This is a genomic window from uncultured Tateyamaria sp., assembly GCF_947503385.1.
In the GTDB taxonomy this organism is placed as follows: Bacteria; Pseudomonadota; Alphaproteobacteria; order Rhodobacterales; family Rhodobacteraceae; genus Tateyamaria.
Genome location: NZ_CANNDO010000001.1, coordinates 404,095 through 425,429 on the forward strand (window position 1 = coordinate 404,095; position 21,335 = coordinate 425,429).

At 61.2% G+C, this 21,335-nt stretch carries 24 protein-coding genes; 6 read left to right on the top strand and 18 right to left on the bottom strand.

From position 1 onward, the window contains the following. Window positions 1-41: 41 nt before the first annotated feature. Window positions 42-812, bottom strand: a complete 771-nt coding sequence (locus Q1A85_RS01975) for an ABC transporter substrate-binding protein (RefSeq protein WP_299684509.1) — start codon at window positions 810-812, stop codon at window positions 42-44. Next, a complete protein-coding gene (gene pip, locus Q1A85_RS01980) occupies window positions 809-1,780 on the bottom strand; it encodes a prolyl aminopeptidase (RefSeq protein WP_299684511.1) in 972 nt (323 codons plus the stop codon). Before pip ends, Q1A85_RS01975 begins: the two co-directional genes overlap by 4 nt. A gap of 50 nt (window positions 1,781-1,830) precedes the next feature. Here pip and ubiG point away from each other — a divergent pair, with 50 nt between their 5' ends. Beyond that, window positions 1,831-2,577 (top strand): bifunctional 2-polyprenyl-6-hydroxyphenol methylase/3-demethylubiquinol 3-O-methyltransferase UbiG, encoded by a 747-nt coding sequence (gene ubiG, locus Q1A85_RS01985; protein ID WP_299684513.1) that lies wholly within the window; start codon window positions 1,831-1,833, stop codon window positions 2,575-2,577. Here ubiG and Q1A85_RS01990 read toward each other — a convergent pair. From Q1A85_RS01990 to Q1A85_RS02005, 4 genes are read right to left on the bottom strand one after another with little or no spacing between them, the layout of a single operon-like run. Continuing rightward, on the bottom strand, window positions 2,564-3,016 hold the full coding sequence (locus Q1A85_RS01990) for a MarR family transcriptional regulator (protein WP_299684515.1): 453 nt from the start codon (window positions 3,014-3,016) through the stop codon (window positions 2,564-2,566). The two genes, ubiG and Q1A85_RS01990, sit on opposite strands and share 14 nt — an antisense overlap. 6 nt (window positions 3,017-3,022) lie before the next feature. Further along, on the bottom strand, window positions 3,023-3,853 hold the full coding sequence (locus Q1A85_RS01995) for a carbon-nitrogen hydrolase family protein (protein ID WP_299684516.1): 831 nt from the start codon (window positions 3,851-3,853) through the stop codon (window positions 3,023-3,025). After that, window positions 3,854-4,111 (bottom strand): glutaredoxin 3, encoded by a 258-nt coding sequence (gene grxC / locus Q1A85_RS02000; protein ID WP_299684518.1) that lies wholly within the window; start codon window positions 4,109-4,111, stop codon window positions 3,854-3,856. A 25-nt stretch (window positions 4,112-4,136) separates the two neighbouring features. Continuing rightward, the gene (locus tag Q1A85_RS02005) at window positions 4,137-4,877 is read right to left on the bottom strand and encodes a double zinc ribbon domain-containing protein (protein ID WP_299684520.1); all 741 of its coding nucleotides are present in this window, start codon (window positions 4,875-4,877) and stop codon (window positions 4,137-4,139) included. Between the two features lie 20 nt (window positions 4,878-4,897). On the opposite strand from Q1A85_RS02005, the gene Q1A85_RS02010 reads away from it, so the two are divergent. Beyond that, window positions 4,898-5,710 (top strand): methyltransferase domain-containing protein, encoded by an 813-nt coding sequence (locus Q1A85_RS02010; RefSeq protein ID WP_299684522.1) that lies wholly within the window; start codon window positions 4,898-4,900, stop codon window positions 5,708-5,710. Window positions 5,711-5,765: 55 nt separating this feature from the next. Then, window positions 5,766-6,827, top strand: coding sequence for a ferrochelatase (gene hemH / locus Q1A85_RS02015; RefSeq protein WP_299686328.1), 1,062 nt, complete (start codon window positions 5,766-5,768; stop codon window positions 6,825-6,827). Between the two features lie 72 nt (window positions 6,828-6,899). Here hemH and Q1A85_RS02020 read toward each other — a convergent pair whose 3' ends face one another. Continuing rightward, window positions 6,900-7,079, bottom strand: a complete 180-nt coding sequence (locus Q1A85_RS02020; RefSeq protein ID WP_299684524.1) for a hypothetical protein — start codon at window positions 7,077-7,079, stop codon at window positions 6,900-6,902. 140 nt (window positions 7,080-7,219) lie between these two features. Next, window positions 7,220-7,813, bottom strand: a complete 594-nt coding sequence (locus Q1A85_RS02025; RefSeq protein WP_299684526.1) for a L,D-transpeptidase — start codon at window positions 7,811-7,813, stop codon at window positions 7,220-7,222. A 170-nt stretch (window positions 7,814-7,983) separates the two neighbouring features. On the opposite strand from Q1A85_RS02025, the gene Q1A85_RS02030 reads away from it, so the two are divergent. Next, entirely contained in the window at window positions 7,984-8,637 is a 654-nt protein-coding gene (locus Q1A85_RS02030) for a CAP domain-containing protein (RefSeq protein ID WP_299684528.1), read from the top strand. On the opposite strand, the gene Q1A85_RS02035 is transcribed toward Q1A85_RS02030, so the two are convergent. The 8 genes from Q1A85_RS02035 to Q1A85_RS02070 all read right to left on the bottom strand — a co-directional run bounded on the left by Q1A85_RS02035 (window position 8,634) and on the right by Q1A85_RS02070 (window position 17,824). After that, entirely contained in the window at window positions 8,634-9,134 is a 501-nt protein-coding gene (locus Q1A85_RS02035) for a L,D-transpeptidase family protein (RefSeq protein WP_299684530.1), read from the bottom strand. The genes Q1A85_RS02030 and Q1A85_RS02035 overlap by 4 nt on opposite strands. A gap of 114 nt (window positions 9,135-9,248) precedes the next feature. Next, the gene (locus tag Q1A85_RS02040) at window positions 9,249-10,025 is read right to left on the bottom strand and encodes an ion transporter (RefSeq protein WP_299684532.1); all 777 of its coding nucleotides are present in this window, start codon (window positions 10,023-10,025) and stop codon (window positions 9,249-9,251) included. A gap of 12 nt (window positions 10,026-10,037) precedes the next feature. Next, the gene (locus Q1A85_RS02045) at window positions 10,038-11,267 is read right to left on the bottom strand and encodes a class I SAM-dependent RNA methyltransferase (protein WP_299684534.1); all 1,230 of its coding nucleotides are present in this window, start codon (window positions 11,265-11,267) and stop codon (window positions 10,038-10,040) included. Between the two features lie 9 nt (window positions 11,268-11,276). Next, on the bottom strand, window positions 11,277-13,109 hold the full coding sequence (locus Q1A85_RS02050; RefSeq protein WP_299684536.1) for an ABC transporter ATP-binding protein: 1,833 nt from the start codon (window positions 13,107-13,109) through the stop codon (window positions 11,277-11,279). Further along, window positions 13,106-14,947 carry an ABC transporter ATP-binding protein gene (locus Q1A85_RS02055; protein WP_299684538.1) on the bottom strand — a complete coding sequence of 614 codons (1,842 nt, stop codon included), beginning with the start codon at window positions 14,945-14,947 and terminating at the stop codon, window positions 13,106-13,108. Before Q1A85_RS02055 ends, Q1A85_RS02050 begins: the two co-directional genes overlap by 4 nt. A gap of 165 nt (window positions 14,948-15,112) precedes the next feature. Next, window positions 15,113-16,210, bottom strand: coding sequence for a CCA tRNA nucleotidyltransferase (locus Q1A85_RS02060; protein ID WP_299684540.1), 1,098 nt, complete (start codon window positions 16,208-16,210; stop codon window positions 15,113-15,115). 41 nt (window positions 16,211-16,251) lie between these two features. Then, window positions 16,252-16,851: a CoA pyrophosphatase gene (locus Q1A85_RS02065; protein WP_299684542.1), complete on the bottom strand. Its 600-nt coding sequence runs from the start codon at window positions 16,849-16,851 to the stop codon at window positions 16,252-16,254. Next, on the bottom strand, window positions 16,844-17,824 hold the full coding sequence (locus tag Q1A85_RS02070; RefSeq protein ID WP_299684544.1) for an Hsp33 family molecular chaperone HslO: 981 nt from the start codon (window positions 17,822-17,824) through the stop codon (window positions 16,844-16,846). The genes Q1A85_RS02065 and Q1A85_RS02070 overlap by 8 nt, the downstream gene beginning before the upstream one ends. 78 nt (window positions 17,825-17,902) lie before the next feature. On the opposite strand from Q1A85_RS02070, the gene Q1A85_RS02075 reads away from it, so the two are divergent. After that, window positions 17,903-18,349 (top strand): NUDIX hydrolase, encoded by a 447-nt coding sequence (locus tag Q1A85_RS02075; RefSeq protein WP_299684546.1) that lies wholly within the window; start codon window positions 17,903-17,905, stop codon window positions 18,347-18,349. Here the strand turns inward: Q1A85_RS02075 and Q1A85_RS02080 are convergent. Further along, a complete protein-coding gene (locus Q1A85_RS02080; RefSeq protein ID WP_299684548.1) occupies window positions 18,325-19,611 on the bottom strand; it encodes a fused response regulator/phosphatase in 1,287 nt (428 codons plus the stop codon). The genes Q1A85_RS02075 and Q1A85_RS02080 overlap by 25 nt on opposite strands. A 153-nt stretch (window positions 19,612-19,764) precedes the next feature. Between Q1A85_RS02080 and Q1A85_RS02085 the strand changes: the two genes are divergently transcribed. Then, window positions 19,765-20,097 (top strand): Hpt domain-containing protein, encoded by a 333-nt coding sequence (locus Q1A85_RS02085; RefSeq protein ID WP_299684551.1) that lies wholly within the window; start codon window positions 19,765-19,767, stop codon window positions 20,095-20,097. Here Q1A85_RS02085 and ilvA read toward each other — a convergent pair. Then, on the bottom strand, window positions 20,094-21,314 hold the full coding sequence (gene ilvA / locus Q1A85_RS02090; protein ID WP_299684553.1) for a threonine ammonia-lyase IlvA: 1,221 nt from the start codon (window positions 21,312-21,314) through the stop codon (window positions 20,094-20,096). The two genes, Q1A85_RS02085 and ilvA, sit on opposite strands and share 4 nt — an antisense overlap. Between the last annotated feature and the right edge of the window lie 21 nt (window positions 21,315-21,335).

Genomic DNA, 21,335 nt, shown 5'->3' on the forward strand with positions numbered 1-21,335 from the left:
GAGGGGGATATACGCATGTGCCCCCGAGTCTGCAAGGCCCCTCAGCCCATCCACCACCGTTCCGCCATGCGGAAGTTGTCGAGCGGCCAGGCTTTGCCCACGGTCAGGGGCACGGTGACGGCGCGGTTGGCGATGTGTGTGGGTGCGCCAGAGGTGGGCAGCAACTGAAATTCCTGCGGGTCGGCCATGTCATCCAGCGCGATCACATCCACTACATCCACCAACCGTTCGGTCAGCGCCTGACCGCGCACCGCATCCGCGCCAAACTGCACAAAATCTACCGAATCAAACCAGCCCGCGCCGGTTTTCCAATGCCCCGCGACACGCACACCAACAAAGTGGCGACCCGCGTCCAGTTTGCGCACCCGATAAAGGCCGGTGCCGGTCACCCCACGCACTTCATACCCCGGCTGGGCCAGACGGAAGGGCAGATTTGCATCCGGTGTATCAAGGATGACCTCAACCCGGTGATCCCCCACAATGCGCAGGTTCACCGGCAGATCACGCAAGGACGCAGCCGTGAACGCAGTCCCATCGTGAAACTGCACCCCCTCGCGCAAGGCAAAGGTCCAGCGGGTGGCGTCCGCGTTTGCGTGCCAGTCCGTCGCCAGTTCGCCGCGCAATGTGCCGTCCGCGGCAATCTCGGTAAGGTTGTCATAGACCGTCGCGGCCACAGCCCGCTCGAACAGGTCTGGCGACAAGGCCGCCCGCAACCGGCCGCCCCGTTGCGGGGATGCCGACACGCCCGTCGCCGCCAGCAGCGCTGCGGCGGCACCTGTCGCAAACAATGCGCGGCGGTCAAAACGGGTCATTTGCCTGCAATCCTGTCCATGGTGCGCACCAGTTCAGCCGAAATGCCCGGCTCTGACAAGGCATGGCCGGCATTGCGCACCATCTTGAGCTGCCCCGCAGGCCAGGCCTGCGACAGGGCATAAGCGCTGTCGGGTGGGCAAATCATGTCATAGCGGCCCTGCACGATAGTACCCGGAATATGCTTGATGCGGCCCGCGTGGGCGAGGATCTGACCGTCGAACTCCAGAAAACCCGCATTGGTGAAATAGTGATTCTCGAGCCGGGCAAAGGCGCGCGCGTAATCCCCGGGTGCCTCGCCGCCCTGCCCTGCCGAATGGATCGAGGCGAGCGCATTTTCCCACGCCGACCACGCCCGCGCGAACCGCGTCTCAAGCGCCACGTCCCCGGAAAAGAGCCGCCGGTGATACGCTCCGATCAGGTCGCCCCGCTCGTCCTCTGGCACGAGAGCCACAAAACGTGCCCACACCTCGGGCCAGAACTTGCCCGCACCGCCGCCGTAGAACCAATCCAGTTCACCTTGGGTCATCAGGAACACGCCGCGCAGCACCAGTTGGCGGACGTGACCGGGATGTGCTTCGGCATAGATCAGCGCGAGCGTCGCACCCCAGCTGCCGCCGAACACGATCCACGCGTCCACATCCAGCGTCTTGCGGATCAACTCGATGTCATCCACCAGATGCCACGTCGTATTGTTCACCACCGACGCATGGGGCCGCGACCGGCCACAGCCACGCTGATCAAACAGAACAATCCGGTAAACGCTGGGATCAAAATAGCGCCGCATCGCCGGGCTGCACCCGCCACCGGGGCCGCCATGCAACACGATCACCGGAATACCGTCCGGGTTGCCGCATTGCTCAACATAGACGCGGTGCCCGTCGCCCACATCCAGCATCCGCTGATCATAGGGATCAATCGGCGGATACAGATATTGAACTGCGCGCTTTTGGTTACTGTGCTTGTCCATAGACCTGACTACATAGAGCTCAAAGCGCACATGAGCATACGGAGACGGAAATGCAAACGCATCAAACCACGGTCGACCCCTCCGAAATCGCAAAATTCGAGGCGATGGCCGCCGAATGGTGGGACTCGAACGGTAAATTCAAACCCCTGCACATGCTGAACCCGTGCCGGTTGGACTATATCACCAGCCAGATCGCGGCAGAGTTTGACCGCGACCTCAAGGCCCCGGACGCCTTCAAGGGTCTGCGCATCCTCGACATTGGGTGCGGTGGCGGTCTGTTGGCCGAACCGATGGCGCGTCTGGGGGCAGACGTTGTCGGCGCGGATGCCGCAGAACGGAACATTCCCGTGGCGCAGGTACACGCCGAACAGTCGGGGCTCTCCATCGACTATCGCCACACCACCGCCGAAGACATGGCGGCCGCAGGCGAAGAATTCGACGTGGTGCTGAACATGGAGGTGGTCGAACATGTGGCCGATCCGCTTAGCTATCTCACCGCGTGCCGTCAGTTGCTGAAACCCGGCGGGCTGCACATCTGTTCGACGATCAACCGCAATCCCAAATCGTTCATGATGGCGATTGTCGGGGCCGAGCATGTGATGCGCTGGCTGCCCAAAGGCACGCATGAGTGGTCCAAGTTCATCACCCCGGACGAATTGTTTGATCTGATGCGCAATGCGGGCCTCGACCCGGTGGACCGCAAGGGGTTTGTGTTCAACCCGATCACATGGAGCTGGAAGCTGTCGGACCGGGACCTGAGCGTGAACTACGTCACCGCCAGCCTCAATCCGGCTTAGCCTTGTTGCTCAACTCAACCCGCATCTGGCGCAGGATGGGCACGGTGGCTCGCACGCTGTCCTCGCCCAGCTTGTCGATCACATCGCTGACCATGGGGGCAATCGCGCTCAGCGCCTGATCGCGGGCGCGACGGCCCGCCGGGCTGAGGGCAACCATCTTGCGGCGCGCATCGTCCCAATCGGGGCGGATATGCACATAGCCCGCCCATTCCAGCCGGTTCAACGTGTTGGTCATCGCCCCACGTGTCACGTTGAACGTCTCGGCCAGCTGTGCCGGGCTGCGTTCACCGCCATGCCATGCAAGGTGGTTCAGCACCGAGAAATGCGAGATTTCCATGCCCTTGGGCAACACCCGATGCAACCGGTTGCGGATCATCTGATCCGCCGCCAACACCTCACTGAACAGCGAGATAGCAAGACTGTGTTTGTCTTCGCTCATAAACCCCTAAGGGCCGTCGAAAGGGCGCGCATTATCCCGCGATGGGATGCGTCTGCGCGCTTCGGCCACTTTTTCCATGTCCAATTCAAAGACATAAACGCCGGGGGCCTCCCCTGCGTCAAGCGACACATCGCCCCATGGGTCCACCACCAGCGAATGGCCGTAGGTCTGGCGCACCTTGCCGGTCTGGCTGGGATGCGTCCCGGTTTGCGCGGGCGCCAGCACCCAAGCCCCCGCCTCAATCGCGCGGGCGCGCAAAAGGCTGTGCCAATGCGCGGCCCCTGTGACGGGCGAAAAGGCGGACGGATAGGTCAGGATTTGCGCACCAGCGCTCACCAGCGCATCGGCAAGGCGCGGAAAACGCATGTCATAGCACACCGCCATACCGATGGGCGCAAACGGCGGTTTGGCCAGGACAGCCTGTGTGCCGGGCCGATACCCCGCGGATTCGCGGAAGGTCTCGCGGTTGTCGATCTCTACATCGAACATGTGGATTTTGTCGTAGCGTGCGATGATCTCGCCGTCGGGACCGATCAGGAAGGACCGGTTGGCAAAGCGACCATCGCCATCGTCGGTTTTCAGCGCGAGTGAGCCAATCAACAGGTGAACGCCCCGCGCCGCCGCAACGTCCCGCAGCGCGGCAAGCGTCGGATCATCCGCCTCGTGCCGCAAAACACTGCGCTGATGCGCACGATCAAGGCTGACACAGTTTGTGACCTCAGGCGTCAGAACAAATTCTGCACCCATATCCGCAGCCTGCTGCACCATGGCGACAGTCCGGGGCAGGTTCGCCCCCGGATCATCACCGACATTCAGTTGCAGCAGCGCCGCCCTCATTCAGGCCGCCAGCAGCGGATCAAGTTTGCCCGATTGCTCCAGCGCGTAGAGGTCATCACAGCCACCCACATGGGTGTCGCCAACGAAAATCTGCGGCACAGTGCGGCCACCATTGGCGCGCTGGATCATCTCAGACTTGCGGTCAGGATGCTTGAGCACGTCAACTTCGGTGTAATCGACACCCTTTTCGTTCAGCAGCCGTTTCGCCGCGTGGCAAAAGCCGCAAAGGGGCGAGGTATAGATCTCAACACGTTTCACGATCCGGTCCCTTTCACCGTTCGTTTCAGTTGAGAGGGATGTATGGTGCCTTGACCGCGCGCGCCAGTACGGAAATGCACACCCGCGATGCACCTGCCGCACGACACATTTCCGTGCATACGCCCAGCGTCGCCCCGGTCGTCAGAACGTCGTCCACCAAAAGGACAGGCCGTCCGGCAATGCGGTGACGCCGCCGTTTGTTCACCACAATGCTGTCATTCAGGATACCCTGCCGCACGTCACGCGATTTGCCGTCAAGGCTGGGCGTGTATTGCGTCCGCACCAACAGGTCGGGGCACCAGTCGCAACCGGCAAGGTCCGCAAGCGCACGGGCCAGCAAGGCGGACTGATTGTACCGCCTCTTGGCCAGCCGCATCCAGTGCAACGGCACCGGTGCGATCAGAACAGTTTCGTCCAGCATGTCGCGGCAGGTATTGAGCATCCATTGCGCGGCAGGTGTTGCGATCTCCTGCCTGTCTCCATGTTTGAACCCCAGCACCATTTTGCGCGCGATCCCGTCATAGATCAGGGCCGCGCGCCCCTGTGCCCAAGGCTTTGGCGCGCGCATACAGTCGTCGCAATGCAGCACCTCGCCCCGCGCCTGACCGGGCAGCGGCACGCTGCACATGTCGCAGCGCGTGTGACCGACAAACGGTGTCTGTCCCCAACACGTGCCGCACAGGCCAAAGTCACTGTCGACCATGCCACCGCACGCCAGACATCGGGGCGGATAAATTGCCGCCAGCGCCGTTTGTAAAAGCTGCATCTGCCACCTATCCTTGACCCATGACCCAAGCCAGCGCCCTGACCGATCTTGCCGCCCTCGCCCGCAATCGCGCGCGTGCAGACGCAACCGCGCTGTTTCTGCAAGAGGCCGCTCGGGACGAGCTTCAGGATCGCGTCGAGATGGTTAACAAACCGTTTCAGGATGCAGCGATCGTGACAGGTTTTCCGCAGGTGTGGGGCCAGACAGGCGACCATATCGTTGCTGACGCGGACACTTTGGCGATTAAACAGGGCGCACATGATCTGGTGATGCACAGCCTTGGGCTGCACTGGGCAAATGATCCGGTGGGTCAACTGATCCAATGCCGCCGCGCGCTAAGGCCCGATGGGCTGCTGCTGGCGGCAAGCCTTGGCGGCCAAAGCCTGCACGAATTGCGCACCTGCCTCGCCGAAGCGGAAATTGCAGTGACCGGTGGCCTGTCACCACGTGTGGCGCCCATGGCAGAGCTGCGCGATTTGGGAGCATTGTTGCAGCGCACTGGCCTTGCCCTGCCGGTTGCAGACAGCGTGCCATTTACGGTGCAATACCGCGATATGTGGCACCTGATGCGCGACCTGCGGAATATGGGCGAAGGCAACGCGCTGAACACGCGCCTGCGGACACTCACGCGGCGCGCGATCTTTGACCGTGCTGCGGACGTCTACGCGGCAAACTATCCCAGCGATACTGGTGGGATCGTCGCTACATTCGAAATCATCGTTCTGACCGGATGGGCCCCGGATGCCAGCCAGCCGCAACCGCTACGGCCCGGCTCCGCCTCTGCCCGTCTGGCGGACGCGCTGGGGGCGGACGAAACGTCGCTGCCAGATTGACCTTGTGGCAATTCCCGTTATCTGAGGCCTAATGTGAATTATGGACCGGCCCAAGATGCTTGATACCAGCAAGACCGCGACGAAACCCGTGCACGCCGACGCCGACCATCCGGCGATCCCGCCCGCACGGGTCGGCATACTGCTGGCCAATCTCGGCACGCCGGACAATTACGATTACTGGTCCATGCGCCGCTATCTGAACGAATTTCTGTCGGACAAGCGTGTCATCGACTATTCGGCGTGGATCTGGCAGCCGCTGCTGCAACTCATCATCCTGACCAAGCGCCCGTTTTCGTCAGGTGCCGCATACAAATCGATCTGGAACCACGAGGCGGGCGAAAGCCCCCTGATGACCATCACCAAGGATCAGACGGCCAAGATCAAGGCAACGATGGCCGAACGCTACGGCGATCAGGTTATGGTCGATTTCTGTATGCGCTACGGCAACCCGTCAACCAAATCCAAGGTCCGCGAGATGACGCAGGCCGGATGCCAAAAAATCCTGTTTTTCCCGCTCTACCCACACTACGCCGGGGCGACGTCCGCGACCGCCAACGACCAGTTCTTTCGCGCGCTGATGGAGGAAAAGTGGCAGCCGACAACACGCACGGTCGAGCCTTACTTTGCCCATCCCAAATACATCGAGGCGCTCGCACAATCTATCGAACGGGCCTATGCCAACATGGACACCCGCCCCGACATTCTGGTGTGCAGCTACCACGGCGTGCCGATCCGCTACCTGATGGAAGGCGATCCGTACCACTGCCAGTGTCAGAAAACGACGCGCCTGCTCAAAGAGCGGTTGGGCTGGGAAGATACGGATATCAAAACGACCTTCCAATCGAAATTTGGCCCCGAAGAGTGGCTTCAGCCCTACACTGTCGAAGAAGTCGCGCGCCTCGCCGAAGCGGGCAAGAAAAACATCGCTGTCTGTGCCCCAGCCTTCTCGGCTGACTGCATCGAGACGCTCGAAGAGATCAACGAAGAGATTCACGAAAGTTTTGAGGAAGCGGGCGGCGAGACGTTCACCTACATCCCCTGCCTTAACGATGATGATGCGCATATCGACGCGCTCAGCACTGTGATCGAGGAAAATCTCAAAGGCTGGCTGGACTAACCATCAGACCCCGACCAAAGAAAAAGGCGGCGCATTTCTGCGCCGCCTTTTGTGTTTGAAAGTGTCGAAAGCTTAGTCCGAAACGGCAGCCGCAACTGCGATCAGGATCAGCAGGGGCAGGATGATGCCGCCCGAAGAGCTGTTTGCTTCTTCAACGATCACGGGTGCTTCGATGACTGGGTCGGCAGGTGCGCCGGCAAAAGCAGTCGAAGCAGCAGCTGTCAGAGCAGCAGCGAGAACGAGTTTTTTCATGTTAATAACCTCCAGTTTTGCACGCCAGTAATTGCACTGGCGCACACCCAAGACTTACCTCGTGATTTTCTGTAAACAGCAATCGGACACGAATGGAAACCATGTTTGCCGCGCTTCACAGCCAAACCACCGGAATGTCGTCAAATTAGCAACACCTGCGTGCCGACATTCGCCATTTCATACAGCTCTTCGATGTGCTCGTTGTAGAGGCCAATGCAGCCATTTGACGACTTGCGGCCAATCTTGCGCGTGTCGTGGGTGCCGTGGATTCGGTAATATGTCCAGCTAAGGTGCAGCGACCGCGTGCCCAACGGATTCTGCGGGCCGGGGCCGATATAGTCGGGCCACTCCGGGTTGCGCTTTTTCATCGACGGTGTCGGGCGCCAGTCCGGTTTGGGGTCCTTGAGGATCACCTTGGTCCGGCCACGGCGGGTCAGATCATCGGTCAGCGGCACGCTGGACGGATAGAGCTTGTAGACGGTCTGATCTTCGTTCCAGTAGTGCACCGCACGGCTGTCGATATCGACCAGAATCGCACCTTTGCGCAGGTTTTCGAAATAGGGCCGCCAATCCAGCGTCCGAAAGCTGGAGATGTTGCGACGGACGGACAATGCCGGATCGCGCTCCGCCTGTCCGGCAGGCAATTCCTGCGCAACCGCAGGGGCACCGATCAGCGCGGCACTGCCAGCCAGAAACGCACGGCGGCTTGGGGTTACAAACGACGATTTGGACATTTTATGCCTCTCCAAAGGGGTCTTTCCTGCCATTGGCGGCAAAATATGGCGCGAAAGCCGCACTCGCAAATCAAACACTTGTCATCACGCAACATCACGCCGATGTGCGTTTGAAATACAACGGCGGGCCGGATACCAACTGCGTCAAACAATCTGAGTGGTATGCTCCTATGATGCGTCGCGTTTTCATCTTTCTCGCCCTTGGTCTGGCCGTTGCGGCCTGTACCCCCACCGGTCCGTCCGGACCCAGCGTGGGCGCAGATGGGCGTCCGTTGCCCAAACTCTACCGTATTCGCGCCAATGACACCGCCAAATTGCAGTTTCGGATGCTTGATTCGGTCAACGCCCTGCGCAGCGCCCGTGGCGCGGCCCCGGTCGAACTGAACCCGCAACTGAACGCAGCCGCCGCCACGCATTCGCGCGACATGTCCCTGCAAAACCGCCCCTGGCACTTTGGTTCGGACGGATCATCGCCGATCGACCGGTTGGCGCGGGTTGGCTACGCGGGCAGCCTTGTGGGTGAAAACATCTCGGAAACCTACGAGACCGAGCTGGAAACACTCGCCGCGTGGATGGAACAGACCGACACCCGCCGCACCATCCTGTCGCCGCAGGCGCGTGACATGGGTTTTGCGTGGTTTCAGGAATCCAACGGCAAAATCTGGTGGACGATGGTCATGGGCAACCCCGACAACAGCCCGCTGATCCCGTCGGCAAATCCGTCCGCCTCGCGGCTGGTGCCCGACGCTGTTGATGCGCCCGAAGACATTGCAGCCGATAACACCCAAGAAATCGTGGTGATCACCGAAACGCCGCCGACCTAAGGGTTGATCTGGATCGGCGTCCCGTCCCGCACCATCGCATAGACATCTTCCATCTCGCGGTTTGTCACCGCGATGCAGCCCCATGTCCAATCCTCGCGCCGCCGTTTGAACGGACTGGATTCGCCATGGATAAAGATGTCGCCGCCCGGCGGTTTGCCCAAGGCCGCCGCCTCGGCCCGGTCGCGTGCGTTGGGGTATGAAATGCCAAGCGACAGGTGGAACTTGCTGTTGGGATTGCGGCGGTCGATGCGGTAATTGCCCTCGGGCGTGCGCCCGTCCCCCTCAAAGAACTTGTCCCCAATCGGCGCAAAGCCAAGGTCGATCATATAGTCCTTCAGCACCCGGTCGTGATGCAGCAGATACATCTGCCGCGCCTGTTTGTTCACGACGACATAGGTCACCTCGGGGCCGGTATATTGTTTGAACTTGGTCTGCGGCGCGCACGCTCCTAGACCCGCTGCCGCAACACCGCCCATCAACAGATGTCTGCGTTTCATCGAAATCCTGTCCCGTATGGCTTTTTCTTAATTGGGCAGAGGGGTAACACCAACACCCCGCTTCGGCCTAGCATGTTTCGCACCTGATCCGTTCACCACAGCGTGAGGTGTGGCCTAACCGTCGCGGGCGTCCAGCTTGGCCTCGATCGCATCAAGCCGTTTCATCACCTCGTCCCGGTAGCTGTCGGTGGCCGCGTTGCTTTCTTCGGCATGGGCGTCCTGCATCGAATTCACGATCAAACCGACCAGCAAGTTTACCACCGCAAAGGTCGTCACCATGATAAACGGCACAAAGAACAGCCAGGCATAGGGATAAATCTCCATCACCGGGCGCACGATCCCCATGGACCACGATTCAAGCGTCATGATCTGGAACAGGGAATAGGCTGACAGCGGCAAACTGCCGAACCAGTCGGGAAAACTGGCCGCGAACAGTTTGGTCGCCATCACCGCCGCAATGTAAAAGATCAGCGCCATCAGCATGAACACCGACCCCATCCCTGGCAGGGCCGTCACAAACCCTTCGACAACGCGGCGCAGACGCGGCGCCACGGAAATCACGCGCAGCACCCGCAGGATGCGCAACGCCCGCAACACCGACAGACCCCCGGTGCCCGGCAACAGCGCAATACCCACAATGACAAAATCAAACAGGTTCCAGCCATTTCGGAAGAATTTGCCCCGGTAGGCAATCAGCTTGGCAATGATCTCCACCACAAAGATGGTCAGACAAATCCTGTCAATCGCCACGATCAGTCCACCCGCAGCAGCCATTGCCTCGGGCGAGGTTTCAAGCCCCAGCGTGATGGCATTCACAATGATGACGCCGATGATGAAATTCGTAACCTGCGGCTTCTCAAGCCACGCGGTCAGCTGGGCGCGGGTGGGCATGGGGTGTCTCCTTCAGCGCGTGATATGGGAGAGTCGGAAGGCACCCACAAGCTCCACATGGGTAGACCAGCGGAACTGATCCACCGGTTGCACAAAATCCAAGCTATATCCTGCGCCGATCAGCGTTGCGGCATCCCGCGCAAAGGTGGCGGGGTTGCAGGACACATGGGCAATCACGGGCACCTGCGCCTGCGCCAGTTCCGCAATTTGCGCCGCAGCCCCGGCACGGGGCGGGTCAATGACGGCGGCGTCCACCTTGGCCAACTCATCCGGCAAAAGGGGGCGACGAAACAGGTCCCGCGCCTCTGATGTCACCCGCTTGAGGTTGGGCGTATCGCGCCACGCCCTGTCCAGTGCGTCGATCATGGCCTTGTCGCCTTCGACCGCATGAACCTCGGCTGTTGCGGCCAAGGGCAAGGCAAAGGTGCCGCACCCGGCAAAAAGGTCAACGACACGCGCCGCATCACCGACGATCTGTTGCACGGTCTCGGTCAGCGCCTGCTGACCATGCCGCGTCGCTTGCAGAAACGCACCGGGTGGCGGCACAACCTGCGCTGTGCCCATACGCTGCACCGGCGCGTGACGCATCGCGACGACCTCGTCATCCCATGTCAGCCGTGCCAGCGCCTGCGCCTGCGCCACCTCCGCCAAGGTCACGCGCAGCGGGCCATCCAGCGGTTTGCCACCTGTCACGAACACGTCCAGACCCGCGAGGCTGTCCGTCACCGTGACAGACAATTCACCCTTGCGGCTCGCCGCCATGGTGGCCAAGGCCTCTGCCGCGGCAAGCCCCGGCATCAGCGCCGGTTCAACAAGCGTACAGTGCGGCACTGGGATGATCGCGTCCGACCGGCGCGCGTGAAACCCGGCCATCGCACCCTTTTTTGTACGCCGCGCGGAAAACGTCGCGCGGATGCGCGACCGGGCGGGCGAGGTGAGCGTGGGTCGCACATCCGCCGCAATCCCATGCGCCGCCAGCGCGTCGGCCACCTGCGCCTGCTTCCACCGCGCCACCAGTTCGTCGCTGGCGTGCTGCATCTGGCACCCCCCGCAACTGCGGAAATGTGAACAGGGCGCAGACACGCGGTCCGGTGACGGCACTTCGATCCGGACATCATCCAGCATGTCACCATGGCGGCTGCCGCTGACCACTTCGCCCGGCAAGGCCAGCGGCACAAACACAGGGCCAGCAGCGATGCCGTCGCCACGCTGGCCAAGCCGTTCAATCGTATAGGTGGTCATGGGGTGCCCTTATTCCGCCGCCGCCGTGCTGATAAAGCCACCGGATTGCCGCTGCCAGTACTTTGCATAAAGGCCACCCTTGGCCAGCAGCGCCTCGTGCGGACCCTGTTCCACGATGCGACCGGCATCCATGACGACGATCCGGTCCATCTCTGTCAGCGTTGACAGGCGGTGGGCAATGGCCAGTACCGTCTTGCCCTCCATCACGCGGGACAGCGCGTGCTGGATCGACGCCTCTACCTCGGAATCCAGCGCACTTGTCGCCTCGTCCAGCACCAGAATGGGCGCATCCTTGAGGATCGCACGCGCCAAGGCGATCCGCTGCCGCTGTCCGCCCGACAATTTCACGCCCCGCTCGCCCAGATGCGCGTCGTAGCCGGTGCGCCCCTTGTGATCCTGAAGGTCGAGGATGAAGTCATGCGCCTCGGCCTTTCGCGCCGCCGCAATCATCTCGTCTTCGGTGGCGTCGGGCCGACCATAGAGGATGTTGTCACGGGCCGAGCGATTGAACATCGCCGTTTCCTGCGTGACCATGCCGATGGACTGGCGCAGACTGTCCTGCGTGACACTGCGCGTTTCCTGCCCGTCTATCCGGATCTGGCCCTTTTCACTGTCATACAGCCGCAAGAGCAGCGCCACGAGCGTGGATTTCCCGGCCCCTGACGCGCCGACTATCCCAACCTTTTCGCCGGGCCGAATATCCAGCGACAGCGCGTCGATCCCGCCTGCGTCCCGGCCATAGCGGAACTCGACTCCGTCAAACGCGATGCCGCCGTCCGGCACCTGCAACGCCTGCGCCTCCGGCCCATCCTCGACCCGGTTGCGCGGGGTCAGCGTGCGAATGCCGTCCTCGATCTCACCGATGTTGGAATAGATCGCCATAAGCGTAAAGCTGACCCAGCCGGTCATCTGGCTGATCCGCACCGCCACGGCACCGGCCGCCACGATATCGCCCGGCGTCGCCTGTCCCATCTGCCATATCACGATGGTCCCGCCCAGCAGCAGCACCGGCAACAGCCCGGCAAGGCTCATCAACGCAAACCGGAACCCGGCGGACAGGTAGCCAAAGCGCACAGCGGTGTCGCGAAACCCCTGCATCGCGCCCAGCGCTGCCTGATCCTCGTGATCGTCATGGGCAAACAGCTTGACCGTCTTGATATTGGTGATCGTGTCCACGACCTGCCCGGACACCATCGCGCGCGCGCCCGCCCGTGCTGCGGACCGTTTGCGGATGCGCGGCAAATACCAGCGGATCAGCATGAAGTAGAGGCAGAGCCACACCCCAAAGCCAAGCGCCACCCGCCAATCAATCGCAAACAGCAACAGCACCGACCCCGCCAGCGACGCCAGCGCAAAGGCCACAACGTTGATGAATTCCGACACCACGTCCGTCACGGCGCGCGCCGCCTGCATCTGCTTTTGCGCGATACGCCCGGCGAAATCGTCGTCAAAGAACCCAACCGACTGGCCCAGCGTCCAGCGATGCAGGCGCGACAGAACCAGCGGGTTTACATTGGGCTGCACAATGATCGCGTTGGTCGCCGCACTCAGCCCAAACAGCGTCGGGCGGGCAATCAGGAAAAACGCCAGCGCACCCATGAGCAGCCCGATATTGGTCACCGAAAAGAATCCGTCGGGCCCCAGCTGCACCGTTGCGTCAATGACCCGTCCAAGGATCAGGGCCGTACCCGCCTCCAGCACACCGGCCAGCGCGGAACACAGCGCCGCCAGCCACAGCGCGGGCCACGCACCAGACAAACACCAGCGCATAAAGGGCCACAGCGTTTCCGGCGGCGGCCCTTCTGCCCGGTCAAAGGAACGGATCCAGTTCTCGATCTTCACTCGGCAGCCTCGGTCGCGATGAACCCGCCGGATTGGCGCGCCCAGAACTCCGAATATAGGCCGCCTTGGGTCAAAAGCGCGTCGTGGCTTCCGTCTTCGACAATTTTTCCGCCGTCGAGGACAAGGATGCGGTCCATTTCCGCGATGGTGGACAAACGGTGCGCAATGGCGATGACCGTCTTGCCCTCCATCATCTGGTAAAGCGTGTCCTGAATCGCCGCTTCCACCTCGGAATCAAGTGCTGATGTCGCCTCGTCCAACAGCAGGATCGGCGCGTTCTTGAGGATCACACGCGCCAGCGTGATCCGCTGTCGCTGCCCGCCGGACAGTTTCACGCCCCGCTCACCCACCTGGGCGTCATAGCCGGTGCGACCCTCCGGGTCCTGAAGATCAAGAATGAACTCATGCGCCTGCGCCTGACGGGCAGCGGCAAACATCTCTTCTTCGGTCGCATCGGGCCGTCCGTACAGAATGTTGTCGCGCACCGACCGATGCAGCAGTGAACTGTCCTGCTGCACCATCCCGATGTTCAGCCGCAGACTGTCCTGCGTCACCTGCGTGATGTCCTGCCCGTCGATCAGGATACGACCGCCCTCGGGGTCGTAGAACCGCAACAACAGCTTGACCAAGGTCGATTTGCCCGCGCCCGACCGGCCAATAAGTCCGACCTTTTCGCCCGGCCTGATTGTGGTCGAAATCGCGGCCAAACCGCCACTGTCACGTCCATAATGGTGGGTCAGGGCGTCCAGCTCGATCTCGCCCGTTTCGATCTGCAACCGCTTGGCGTCCGGCGCATCCACCAGCGTGATCGGTTGGGCGATTGTCTCCATGCCTTCGGAAATAATGCCGAGGTTCTGAACCAGCGAAGTCATCGCCCACATGATCCAGTAGGTCATGTTGTTGAGCCGCAAGGCGATGGTCAGGGCCGCAGCCACCATCCCCTCGGTCGTGAACCCGCCAATCCAGAGCCAGATGGCCAACGCCCCCATCGACACGATCATGCAGGCGTTCAACACGGTCAGCATCAGATCCATGCGCGTCACGATCCGCATCTCGGTCATAAAGGTCTGGCGCGCATTCTCGATTGCCTCGCGGGCGTAATCGATCTCGCGATCATGGTGGGCAAACATCTTGACCGAATGGATATTGGAGTAACTGTCGACAACACGCCCCGTGATCGCACTGCGCGCGTCCGAACTGGCCTTGGCCGCCGGGCCGGCCCGCTTGATCACCCAACGCATCAGGCCAAGATATCCCACAATCCAGAACAGCAACGGCAGCGCCAGCCACAGATCGAATGTCATCAGAAGGATGACCGCCCCGACCACCGACGTGATAAAAAACGACCCGGCATCCAAAACCTGGAACATCGCCTCGCCTGCGGCGGGCGGGGTCTGCATGATGCGATTGGCAATGCGACCAGCAAAATCATTTTCGAACCAGCCAACGGACTGGCGCAACACGTGCCGATGCGACCGCCAGCGGATCAGCGTCCCAAGGTTGGGCAGCAGCGTGTTGTGCAACAACGCCACATCAATGAATGCAACGCCTGTACGCAACACCAGCACCCAAATGGCAACAAGGACAAACTCAAACCCGTATTCCGGGATGATCAGATCGGGCGTGCCTTGGGCCAACAGGTCAACGATTCTCGCCACGTACCAGATCAGCAGGATCTCGCTAAAGGCGACGACGGTACTGATCACGAAAGTGATTAGGATCAAACCGCGAAACGGCTTTAGATAGGTGCGCAGAAACGGCCACAACCGGTTGGGGGGCACGTCATCTTCGGAGTACGGCGCGTATGGGTCGACCAGCGACTCGAAAAACTTGAACATGGGAGAAACCTGTAGGGAGGTATTGAATCATGGCTGTAACGCGCGCCATCAGGCGCGTGCGTCACAACGGACGGCGTGCGACAATATCAGGTGTCGTTCCAGATCCCGCGAACCATGAGTCCCTCCTTTGGGTTGTCACATGCTTACAACGAGTCGCCCTTGGTGTCACCCGCCCAAAAGCGCTTCTTTTGTCAGCGACAGGTCAGAGGCCAGCCAGTCCTGTTTCAACGCCTTGAGACGTTGGCCCAATGCGGGGCCTTGCAGGTCGGGGAAATCCGCCGCTGTCACTGGAAATTTGGTGTCTGCCCCTGTCGCAATCTCGTCCTGCCAACCACCCGGCAATGGCGTGTGCATCGTCGCCGCCCTGAGGATCGCGGCACCTTGCGCCGCCGCAACTCCGGCGAGGTATCCCAACGCACGAAATCCGCGCGTGCTGCCTGACAAGCTGCGCACCGCGTCCAGCTGTTTCTGCTGATTGCGAGACAGGCGCAATCGGTCCCCCACATCCTGCCCGCCCAACGCCGCAAGCCGCGTGATCGGATCGGCCGGTACGGCGTCGCCCATATGCACAACCGGGCCAATCATTGTGTCATCCGCACCCGGTATCAGACGTGCCAACACTCCGACGCGCGCCATGACCGACACCGCAGGCGCCGGGTTGGGTGCGGACAACAGTTTCAGCGTTTCTGCCCCGACCCGTTCGGCTGACAAAGTGTGCAATCCGTCCAGCGTTTCGGCAATCGCAGCCAGCGCGTCCGCATCCCAGCCCAAATCAGGGTCTGCATACCACGCGCTGAACCGGAAAAATCGCAGCGCGCGCAAGTAATCCTCGCGGATGCGCTGCACCGGATCGTCAATGAACCGCACCCGCCGCGCCTGCGCATCCCGAAGGCCACCCACCGGATCATGCACCCAGCCGTGGCGATCCGCATAAAGCGCGTTCATCGTGAAATCACGGCGCCGCGCGTCGTCGTCCATCCGGGTCGAGAATACGACCACCGCCCGCCGTCCGTCCGTGTCGACGTCGCGGCGAAATGTGGTGACCTCATAGGGTGTACCATCGATCACCAGTGTCACCGTCCCATGATCAAGCCCGGTTGGCACGGCGCGCACTCCGCCCTCTTCCGCGATATGCATCACGTCATCGGGGCTTGCATCCGTCGCGATATCCACATCCGAAGCCGCAACGCCCATCACCGCATTGCGCACGCAGCCGCCGACGAAATACGCGCAATGACCTGCGTCTTCGAGCAAGCCACACACACGTTGTCCGCCCGGATCGGTCAAAAAACCATTTTCAGGGTCTAGTCGGAAGGCAGGCTGTCGGTCCATGTGCGCAGTATACGCGCGGTTGCGCCCCAGATGTAATAGGGCCCATATGGCACCGCGTAATAGGACCGCCGCGCACCACGCCACCGCCGCGATTCCACGACAAAATGGTCAGCGGTCAGAACATGCGCCAGCGGGACAAAAAACACGTCTTCGACCTCGCCCGCTTCAGGGCGAATATCGAACGGCGCGGTCACATGGGCAATTACCGGCGTGACCGTGAATCCCGTCACCGTCTCATGCGGGGCGAAGGTGCCCAGAATTTTCACCCGATCAGGCGGTAGCCCGATCTCTTCGCGCGCTTCGCGCAGCGCTGCTGCCTCAAGCGATGCGTCACCTTCATCCTGCTTACCCCCCGGAAAGGCGATCTGGCCCGGATGGTGCTTGAGTGCCGATGACCGTTTGGTCAGGATCAACTCCAGCCCCCGCGTCGTTTCCATGATCGGGGCAAGCACTGCCGCCGGACGGAGCTTGCGCCCCTCCGGCAAGGTCACATCCGGGTTCAGGTCATAGTCGGACGACGCCGCACCCGGCTGCTCCAAGGCGCGCCGGGTGCGGTCAAGAAGGTCAGGCACTGTCTTCGGCCTCAAACCCGACAGTTGCAGGATCAAGGTCGTAATGCGCCCCGCAGAACTGGCAATCCGCTGTCACGCGCCCCGCATCCGTCGTCATCTTTTCGATGTCGCGGGCCGAGTAGATCGACAGGCTTTGCCGGACACGATCCTCCGAACATGTGCAACCGAAACGAACCGGCTGCGCATCATAGACACGCGGTTCTTCCTCGTGAAACAGACGCAACAGCAGATCATTGGGCTCAAGCTGTGGGCCCATCAGTTCCATCGCCTCCGCTGTGTCCAGCAGGATATTGGCGCGGTTCCAGTTCTCTTCCTCGTCGCCCTGCACCAGATCAGACGCTGTCAGCACATCGCCCGACCCTTCGCCTTGGGCGACAAAGGGTGACGCCTTGGGCATGTGTTGCAACATGATGCCGCCCCCGCGCCAATGCTCCGCCACACCGGGTTCGGTCGACTGACCAAAACTCAGATTGAACCGTGTCGGCAATTGCTCGGACTGGGCAAAATACGCCTCGGCACAGGCCGCAAGAGATCCGCCCGCCAGCGGGGTGATGCCTTGGTACGGCGTCATGCCCTGCCCCTGATCAATCATGATGGCAAAGTACCCCTCGCCCACCTGATCGAACGGCGCGGCATCGGTCAGCCGGTCCGCATCATAGCTGGCATAAGCGCGAATGCGCGCGATCCCGCCTTCTTCCTCCGGGCCATAATAATCGGTGGCAATCATACGCACCGGCCCCTTGGACTGGACCTGCAATTGCAGCTTCCACCGCAGCTTGACCGTTTGACCGATCAAGGCGGTGAGCAACGCCATTTCCGCCACCAGCGCTTCGACCTGTGGCGGGTAGTCGTGCTGTTTCAGGATGCCCTGCAACACCCCGTCCAACCGCGCGAGGCGGCCACGGATGTCCGATGCATCAAGTTGGAAGGGCAGGACGCTGTCGTCCCACGCAATTTGCGAGCCAGTGGTCATTGGGGTTTCCTTACACGCCGGAGGTTGGCATATCGCGACTATATAAGCGCCTTGAGCAAAACTGAAAGGGGCCCGCATTTGATCCCCCGCGTCGGACACACGCCGGAGCGCCGCCGCTATACGCTGCGGCCCGGAGCATATGCGATCCTACCGCGCGGTGGGCGGGTGCTTTTGACCTGTCAGATGGGTGCCCGGCCGGATATCCAACTGCCCGGCGGCGGCATTGACCCCGGTGAAAGCCCGCTTCAGGCGCTGCATCGCGAAGTGATGGAAGAGATCGGCTGGCGTATCGCGCGGCCCCGGCGTTTGGGTGCCTTTCGGCGCTTTGTCTTTATGCCGGAATACGATCTTTGGGCGGAAAAGCTGTGCCATGTCTATGTTGCGCATCCGGTACGGCAAATTGCCGATCCAATCGAACCCGATCACGAAACATTGTGGATGGCGCAGGCCAAGGCGATCCCGGCGCTGGGCAATGACGGGGACCGGCAGTTTCTGTGGCGCTACGTCGAGGCTGGCACGCCCTGAAATTCAAACAGGATGCCCGACACATCGTCGGGAAACGCCTGACCACCGGCGAATTCACCCAACTGCCACAACAGCGCCTCGAACAATGCGGGACCCTTAGTGTCGTGTAGCTGGCGCAGCATGTCCTCAAGCCCGGATTCGTCGAGCATCGTGTCATCCTCTGCCGGGCATTCGATCACACCATCGGACAGCAACAGCAGGCGGTCCCCGGGATGCAAGCGCGTTTCGAACTCTGTAAACGTAATGCCGGACATCAGCCCCACAGGAAACCCGCCCGGGCCGGTCTGTTCGATACGTCCATCGGCGCGTTGAATGACCGGGTGCGGATGGCCGGCCTGTGCCATGCGCACTTCGCCCGTCTTCAGGTTCAGATCGGCCAGCAACAGGGTAAAGTAATGCTCTGTCTCCATCTCGTCCAAGACGAGGTTGTTAAGCGTTTCGATCACCGCGGCGGGGGGCAGAAAATGGTAAGTGTCGTCCTCGCCCTTGCCCAGCGCCACATTCTGATCCGGCGCAGAGGCCGACAGGTAACCCGCCAAACGGGCTGTCATCAGCGCGGAACTGATACCGTGGCCCGACACGTCGATGGAATACAGTCCAAGATGATCCTCCTCCGCCGGGAAAAACCCGACAAGATCACCACCCACGTGGCCGCTGGACCGCAGCATCAGGGACACGTCGCCGGAGGCAAAGGCCTTGTGCCGCACTGGGATAAGCGACTGTTGCAGCTTCTTGGCTTCCAGCAAGTCGTTGTCGAGGGAATCGTAGAGCCGCTGCAATTCGTCCAGCGTTTCCGAAATTAGTCGGTTCTTTTCCGTCAACTCGCGCTGCATCCGCACGATGCGTTCGCCCGCAGTGATGCGGGCGCGCAATTCGTTGGCATCCACGGGCTTGGTCAGGAAATCGTCGGCCCCGGCCTCAAGACCCATGGCCACTTCGTCCTTCTCACTTTTGGACGTGAGCAGGATGAAATAACCGTACCGGTCGCCCGGCAGACTGCGGAATGCGTCGCAAAACTCAAGCCCGTTCATGCCGGGCATCATCCAGTCACTTAGCACCAAGTCGGGCTGCAACTGTGCGCAAAGGTTCAGCGCCTCCTCGCCAGAGGCGGCTTCGTACACTTCGAACCCCCAGCGTTTCACCGAACTGGACAGGATTTTCCGCTGCAACCGGCTGTCATCCACGATCAGCACGCGCTGCACCGGAGACTGTTCCGCATCAGCGGTCGGCTGTTGCCGGTTATCCGAAAGCGCTGTCGACATCGTACCGAATTCTACCCCAAAACATGTTGTGCTTTACATAGGTGCGCCCGGCTTAACGCTGGCTGAATCGGGGCAATTCTTTCGTTAAACTTTTCCGGGTTACGAACGCTTAATCCTCTGGTGTCTACGGTGTTCTTTGAAAGGATTCTGGTGATGATCGACTGGCAACGCGTGTCCGATTTGCGGGATGAAATCGGCGCTGAAGATTTCGAAGAAGTTGTGCCGCTCTTTCTCGAAGAGGTGTCCGGCGTGATCGACGCTCTGAGTGCGGGCCCGGACCTGTCCCGGCTCGAAGAGGACCTGCATTTTCTCAAAGGCAGCGCGCTCAATCTGGGGTTTGAAGCCTTCTCAAACCTGTGCAGCGCCGGGGAAAAGGCGGCTGCCGCAGGACACGCCGCTGCTGTAAATGTGCCCGAAATCCTCGACTGCTTTCACGCCTCCAAAGCGACGTTCGAAGCCGGGTTGTCCCAAGGTGCCGCAGCCTAGATCACGAACTGGGCCAACGTCTCATTCGCGGTGATGTCAGTATAGGTAAACCCGGCCTCATCCAGCGCAGACAGCAACCGGTCGAAATTCTCCGGTTTGGTTGTTTCCAACCCGATCAGAACAGACCCGAAATTGCGCGCGGATTTCTTCAGATATTCGAACCGGGCGATGTCATCCTCTGGTCCCAGAATGCCCAGAAAATCCTTGAGCGCGCCGGGCCTCTGCGGCATCCGCAGGATAAAGTACTTCTTGACCCCGGAATAGCGCTGCGCCCGTTCCTTGACCTCCGGCAACCGCTCAAAATCGAAATTGCCACCCGAGGCAATCGCGACCACACGCTTGCCCTTGATCCGGTCGGCCACTTCGCTCAGCGCTTCGATGGCCAGCGCCCCGGCGGGTTCCAGCACGACACCCTCGACGTTCAACATCTCGATGATCGTTGCACAAATCCGATCCTCATCCAGCGTCAGCACGTCGCTCTGCGCGACACCCGACAGCCGCGCGAACGTCCGTGCGCCGATCTTGGCCACCGCCGCACCATCAACGAAACTGTCGATCGGCGACACATCCCGCGGCGCCCCATGGCGCAGCGCTTCGGCCAAGGACGGCGCGCCGGTCGGTTCGACGAAACTCATAGCGACCTGTGGTCCAAAATAGCTGCGCAACCCCGACGACAGACCACCGCCGCCAACCGGCACCACGATGTGATCGGGATCGCCGCCCAGTTGCTGCGCAATCTCGACGCCCACCGATGCCTGCCCTTCGATCACGTCCTCATCATCAAAGGGCGACAGAAAATGCGCACCCTCGGACGTGCAATAGGCCTGCGCCGCCGCCAACGTATCATCGAAATAGTCGCCAACCAGCCGCACCTCCACCTGATCGCCACCAAACATCTGCGTCTTCATGATCTTTTGCTGTGGCGTCGTCACCGGCATGAACACCACGCCATGCACCCCAAAATGCCGACACATGAACGCGACACCCTGCGCGTGATTGCCCGCGCTCGCACACACATAGACCTGTGCCCGTGCCTTGCGCATCGCATTGAACGCCCCGCGCAGCTTGTAGGATCGCACCGGGCTCAGGTCTTCGCGCTTGAGCCAGATGTCCGCCCCATACCGCTCTGACAGCAGGTCATTGCGCAAAAGCGGCGTGGCGGGAAACACGGCGCGCATCGCGGCCTCGGCGGCTTGCGCGCCCTTCACAAAATCCATGTCGTCCCTCGCCGCAATGAT

Coding starts and splice junctions, on each gene's coding strand:
- Q1A85_RS01975 (WP_299684509.1), bottom strand. CDS start 812: ATGACCCGTTTTGACCGCCGCGCATTGTTTGCGACAGGTGCCGCCGCA.
- pip (WP_299684511.1), bottom strand. CDS start 1,780: ATGGACAAGCACAGTAACCAAAAGCGCGCAGTTCAATATCTGTATCCG.
- ubiG (WP_299684513.1), top strand. CDS start 1,831: ATGCAAACGCATCAAACCACGGTCGACCCCTCCGAAATCGCAAAATTC.
- Q1A85_RS01990 (WP_299684515.1), bottom strand. CDS start 3,016: ATGAGCGAAGACAAACACAGTCTTGCTATCTCGCTGTTCAGTGAGGTG.
- Q1A85_RS01995 (WP_299684516.1), bottom strand. CDS start 3,853: ATGAGGGCGGCGCTGCTGCAACTGAATGTCGGTGATGATCCGGGGGCG.
- Q1A85_RS02005 (WP_299684520.1), bottom strand. CDS start 4,877: ATGCAGCTTTTACAAACGGCGCTGGCGGCAATTTATCCGCCCCGATGT.
- Q1A85_RS02010 (WP_299684522.1), top strand. CDS start 4,898: ATGACCCAAGCCAGCGCCCTGACCGATCTTGCCGCCCTCGCCCGCAAT.
- hemH (WP_299686328.1), top strand. CDS start 5,766: ATGCTTGATACCAGCAAGACCGCGACGAAACCCGTGCACGCCGACGCC.
- Q1A85_RS02020 (WP_299684524.1), bottom strand. CDS start 7,079: ATGAAAAAACTCGTTCTCGCTGCTGCTCTGACAGCTGCTGCTTCGACT.
- Q1A85_RS02025 (WP_299684526.1), bottom strand. CDS start 7,813: ATGTCCAAATCGTCGTTTGTAACCCCAAGCCGCCGTGCGTTTCTGGCT.
- Q1A85_RS02030 (WP_299684528.1), top strand. CDS start 7,984: ATGATGCGTCGCGTTTTCATCTTTCTCGCCCTTGGTCTGGCCGTTGCG.
- Q1A85_RS02035 (WP_299684530.1), bottom strand. CDS start 9,134: ATGAAACGCAGACATCTGTTGATGGGCGGTGTTGCGGCAGCGGGTCTA.
- Q1A85_RS02040 (WP_299684532.1), bottom strand. CDS start 10,025: ATGCCCACCCGCGCCCAGCTGACCGCGTGGCTTGAGAAGCCGCAGGTT.
- Q1A85_RS02045 (WP_299684534.1), bottom strand. CDS start 11,267: ATGACCACCTATACGATTGAACGGCTTGGCCAGCGTGGCGACGGCATC.
- Q1A85_RS02055 (WP_299684538.1), bottom strand. CDS start 14,947: ATGTTCAAGTTTTTCGAGTCGCTGGTCGACCCATACGCGCCGTACTCC.
- Q1A85_RS02070 (WP_299684544.1), bottom strand. CDS start 17,824: ATGACCACTGGCTCGCAAATTGCGTGGGACGACAGCGTCCTGCCCTTC.
- Q1A85_RS02080 (WP_299684548.1), bottom strand. CDS start 19,611: ATGTCGACAGCGCTTTCGGATAACCGGCAACAGCCGACCGCTGATGCG.
- Q1A85_RS02085 (WP_299684551.1), top strand. CDS start 19,765: ATGATCGACTGGCAACGCGTGTCCGATTTGCGGGATGAAATCGGCGCT.
- ilvA (WP_299684553.1), bottom strand. CDS start 21,314: ATGGATTTTGTGAAGGGCGCGCAAGCCGCCGAGGCCGCGATGCGCGCC.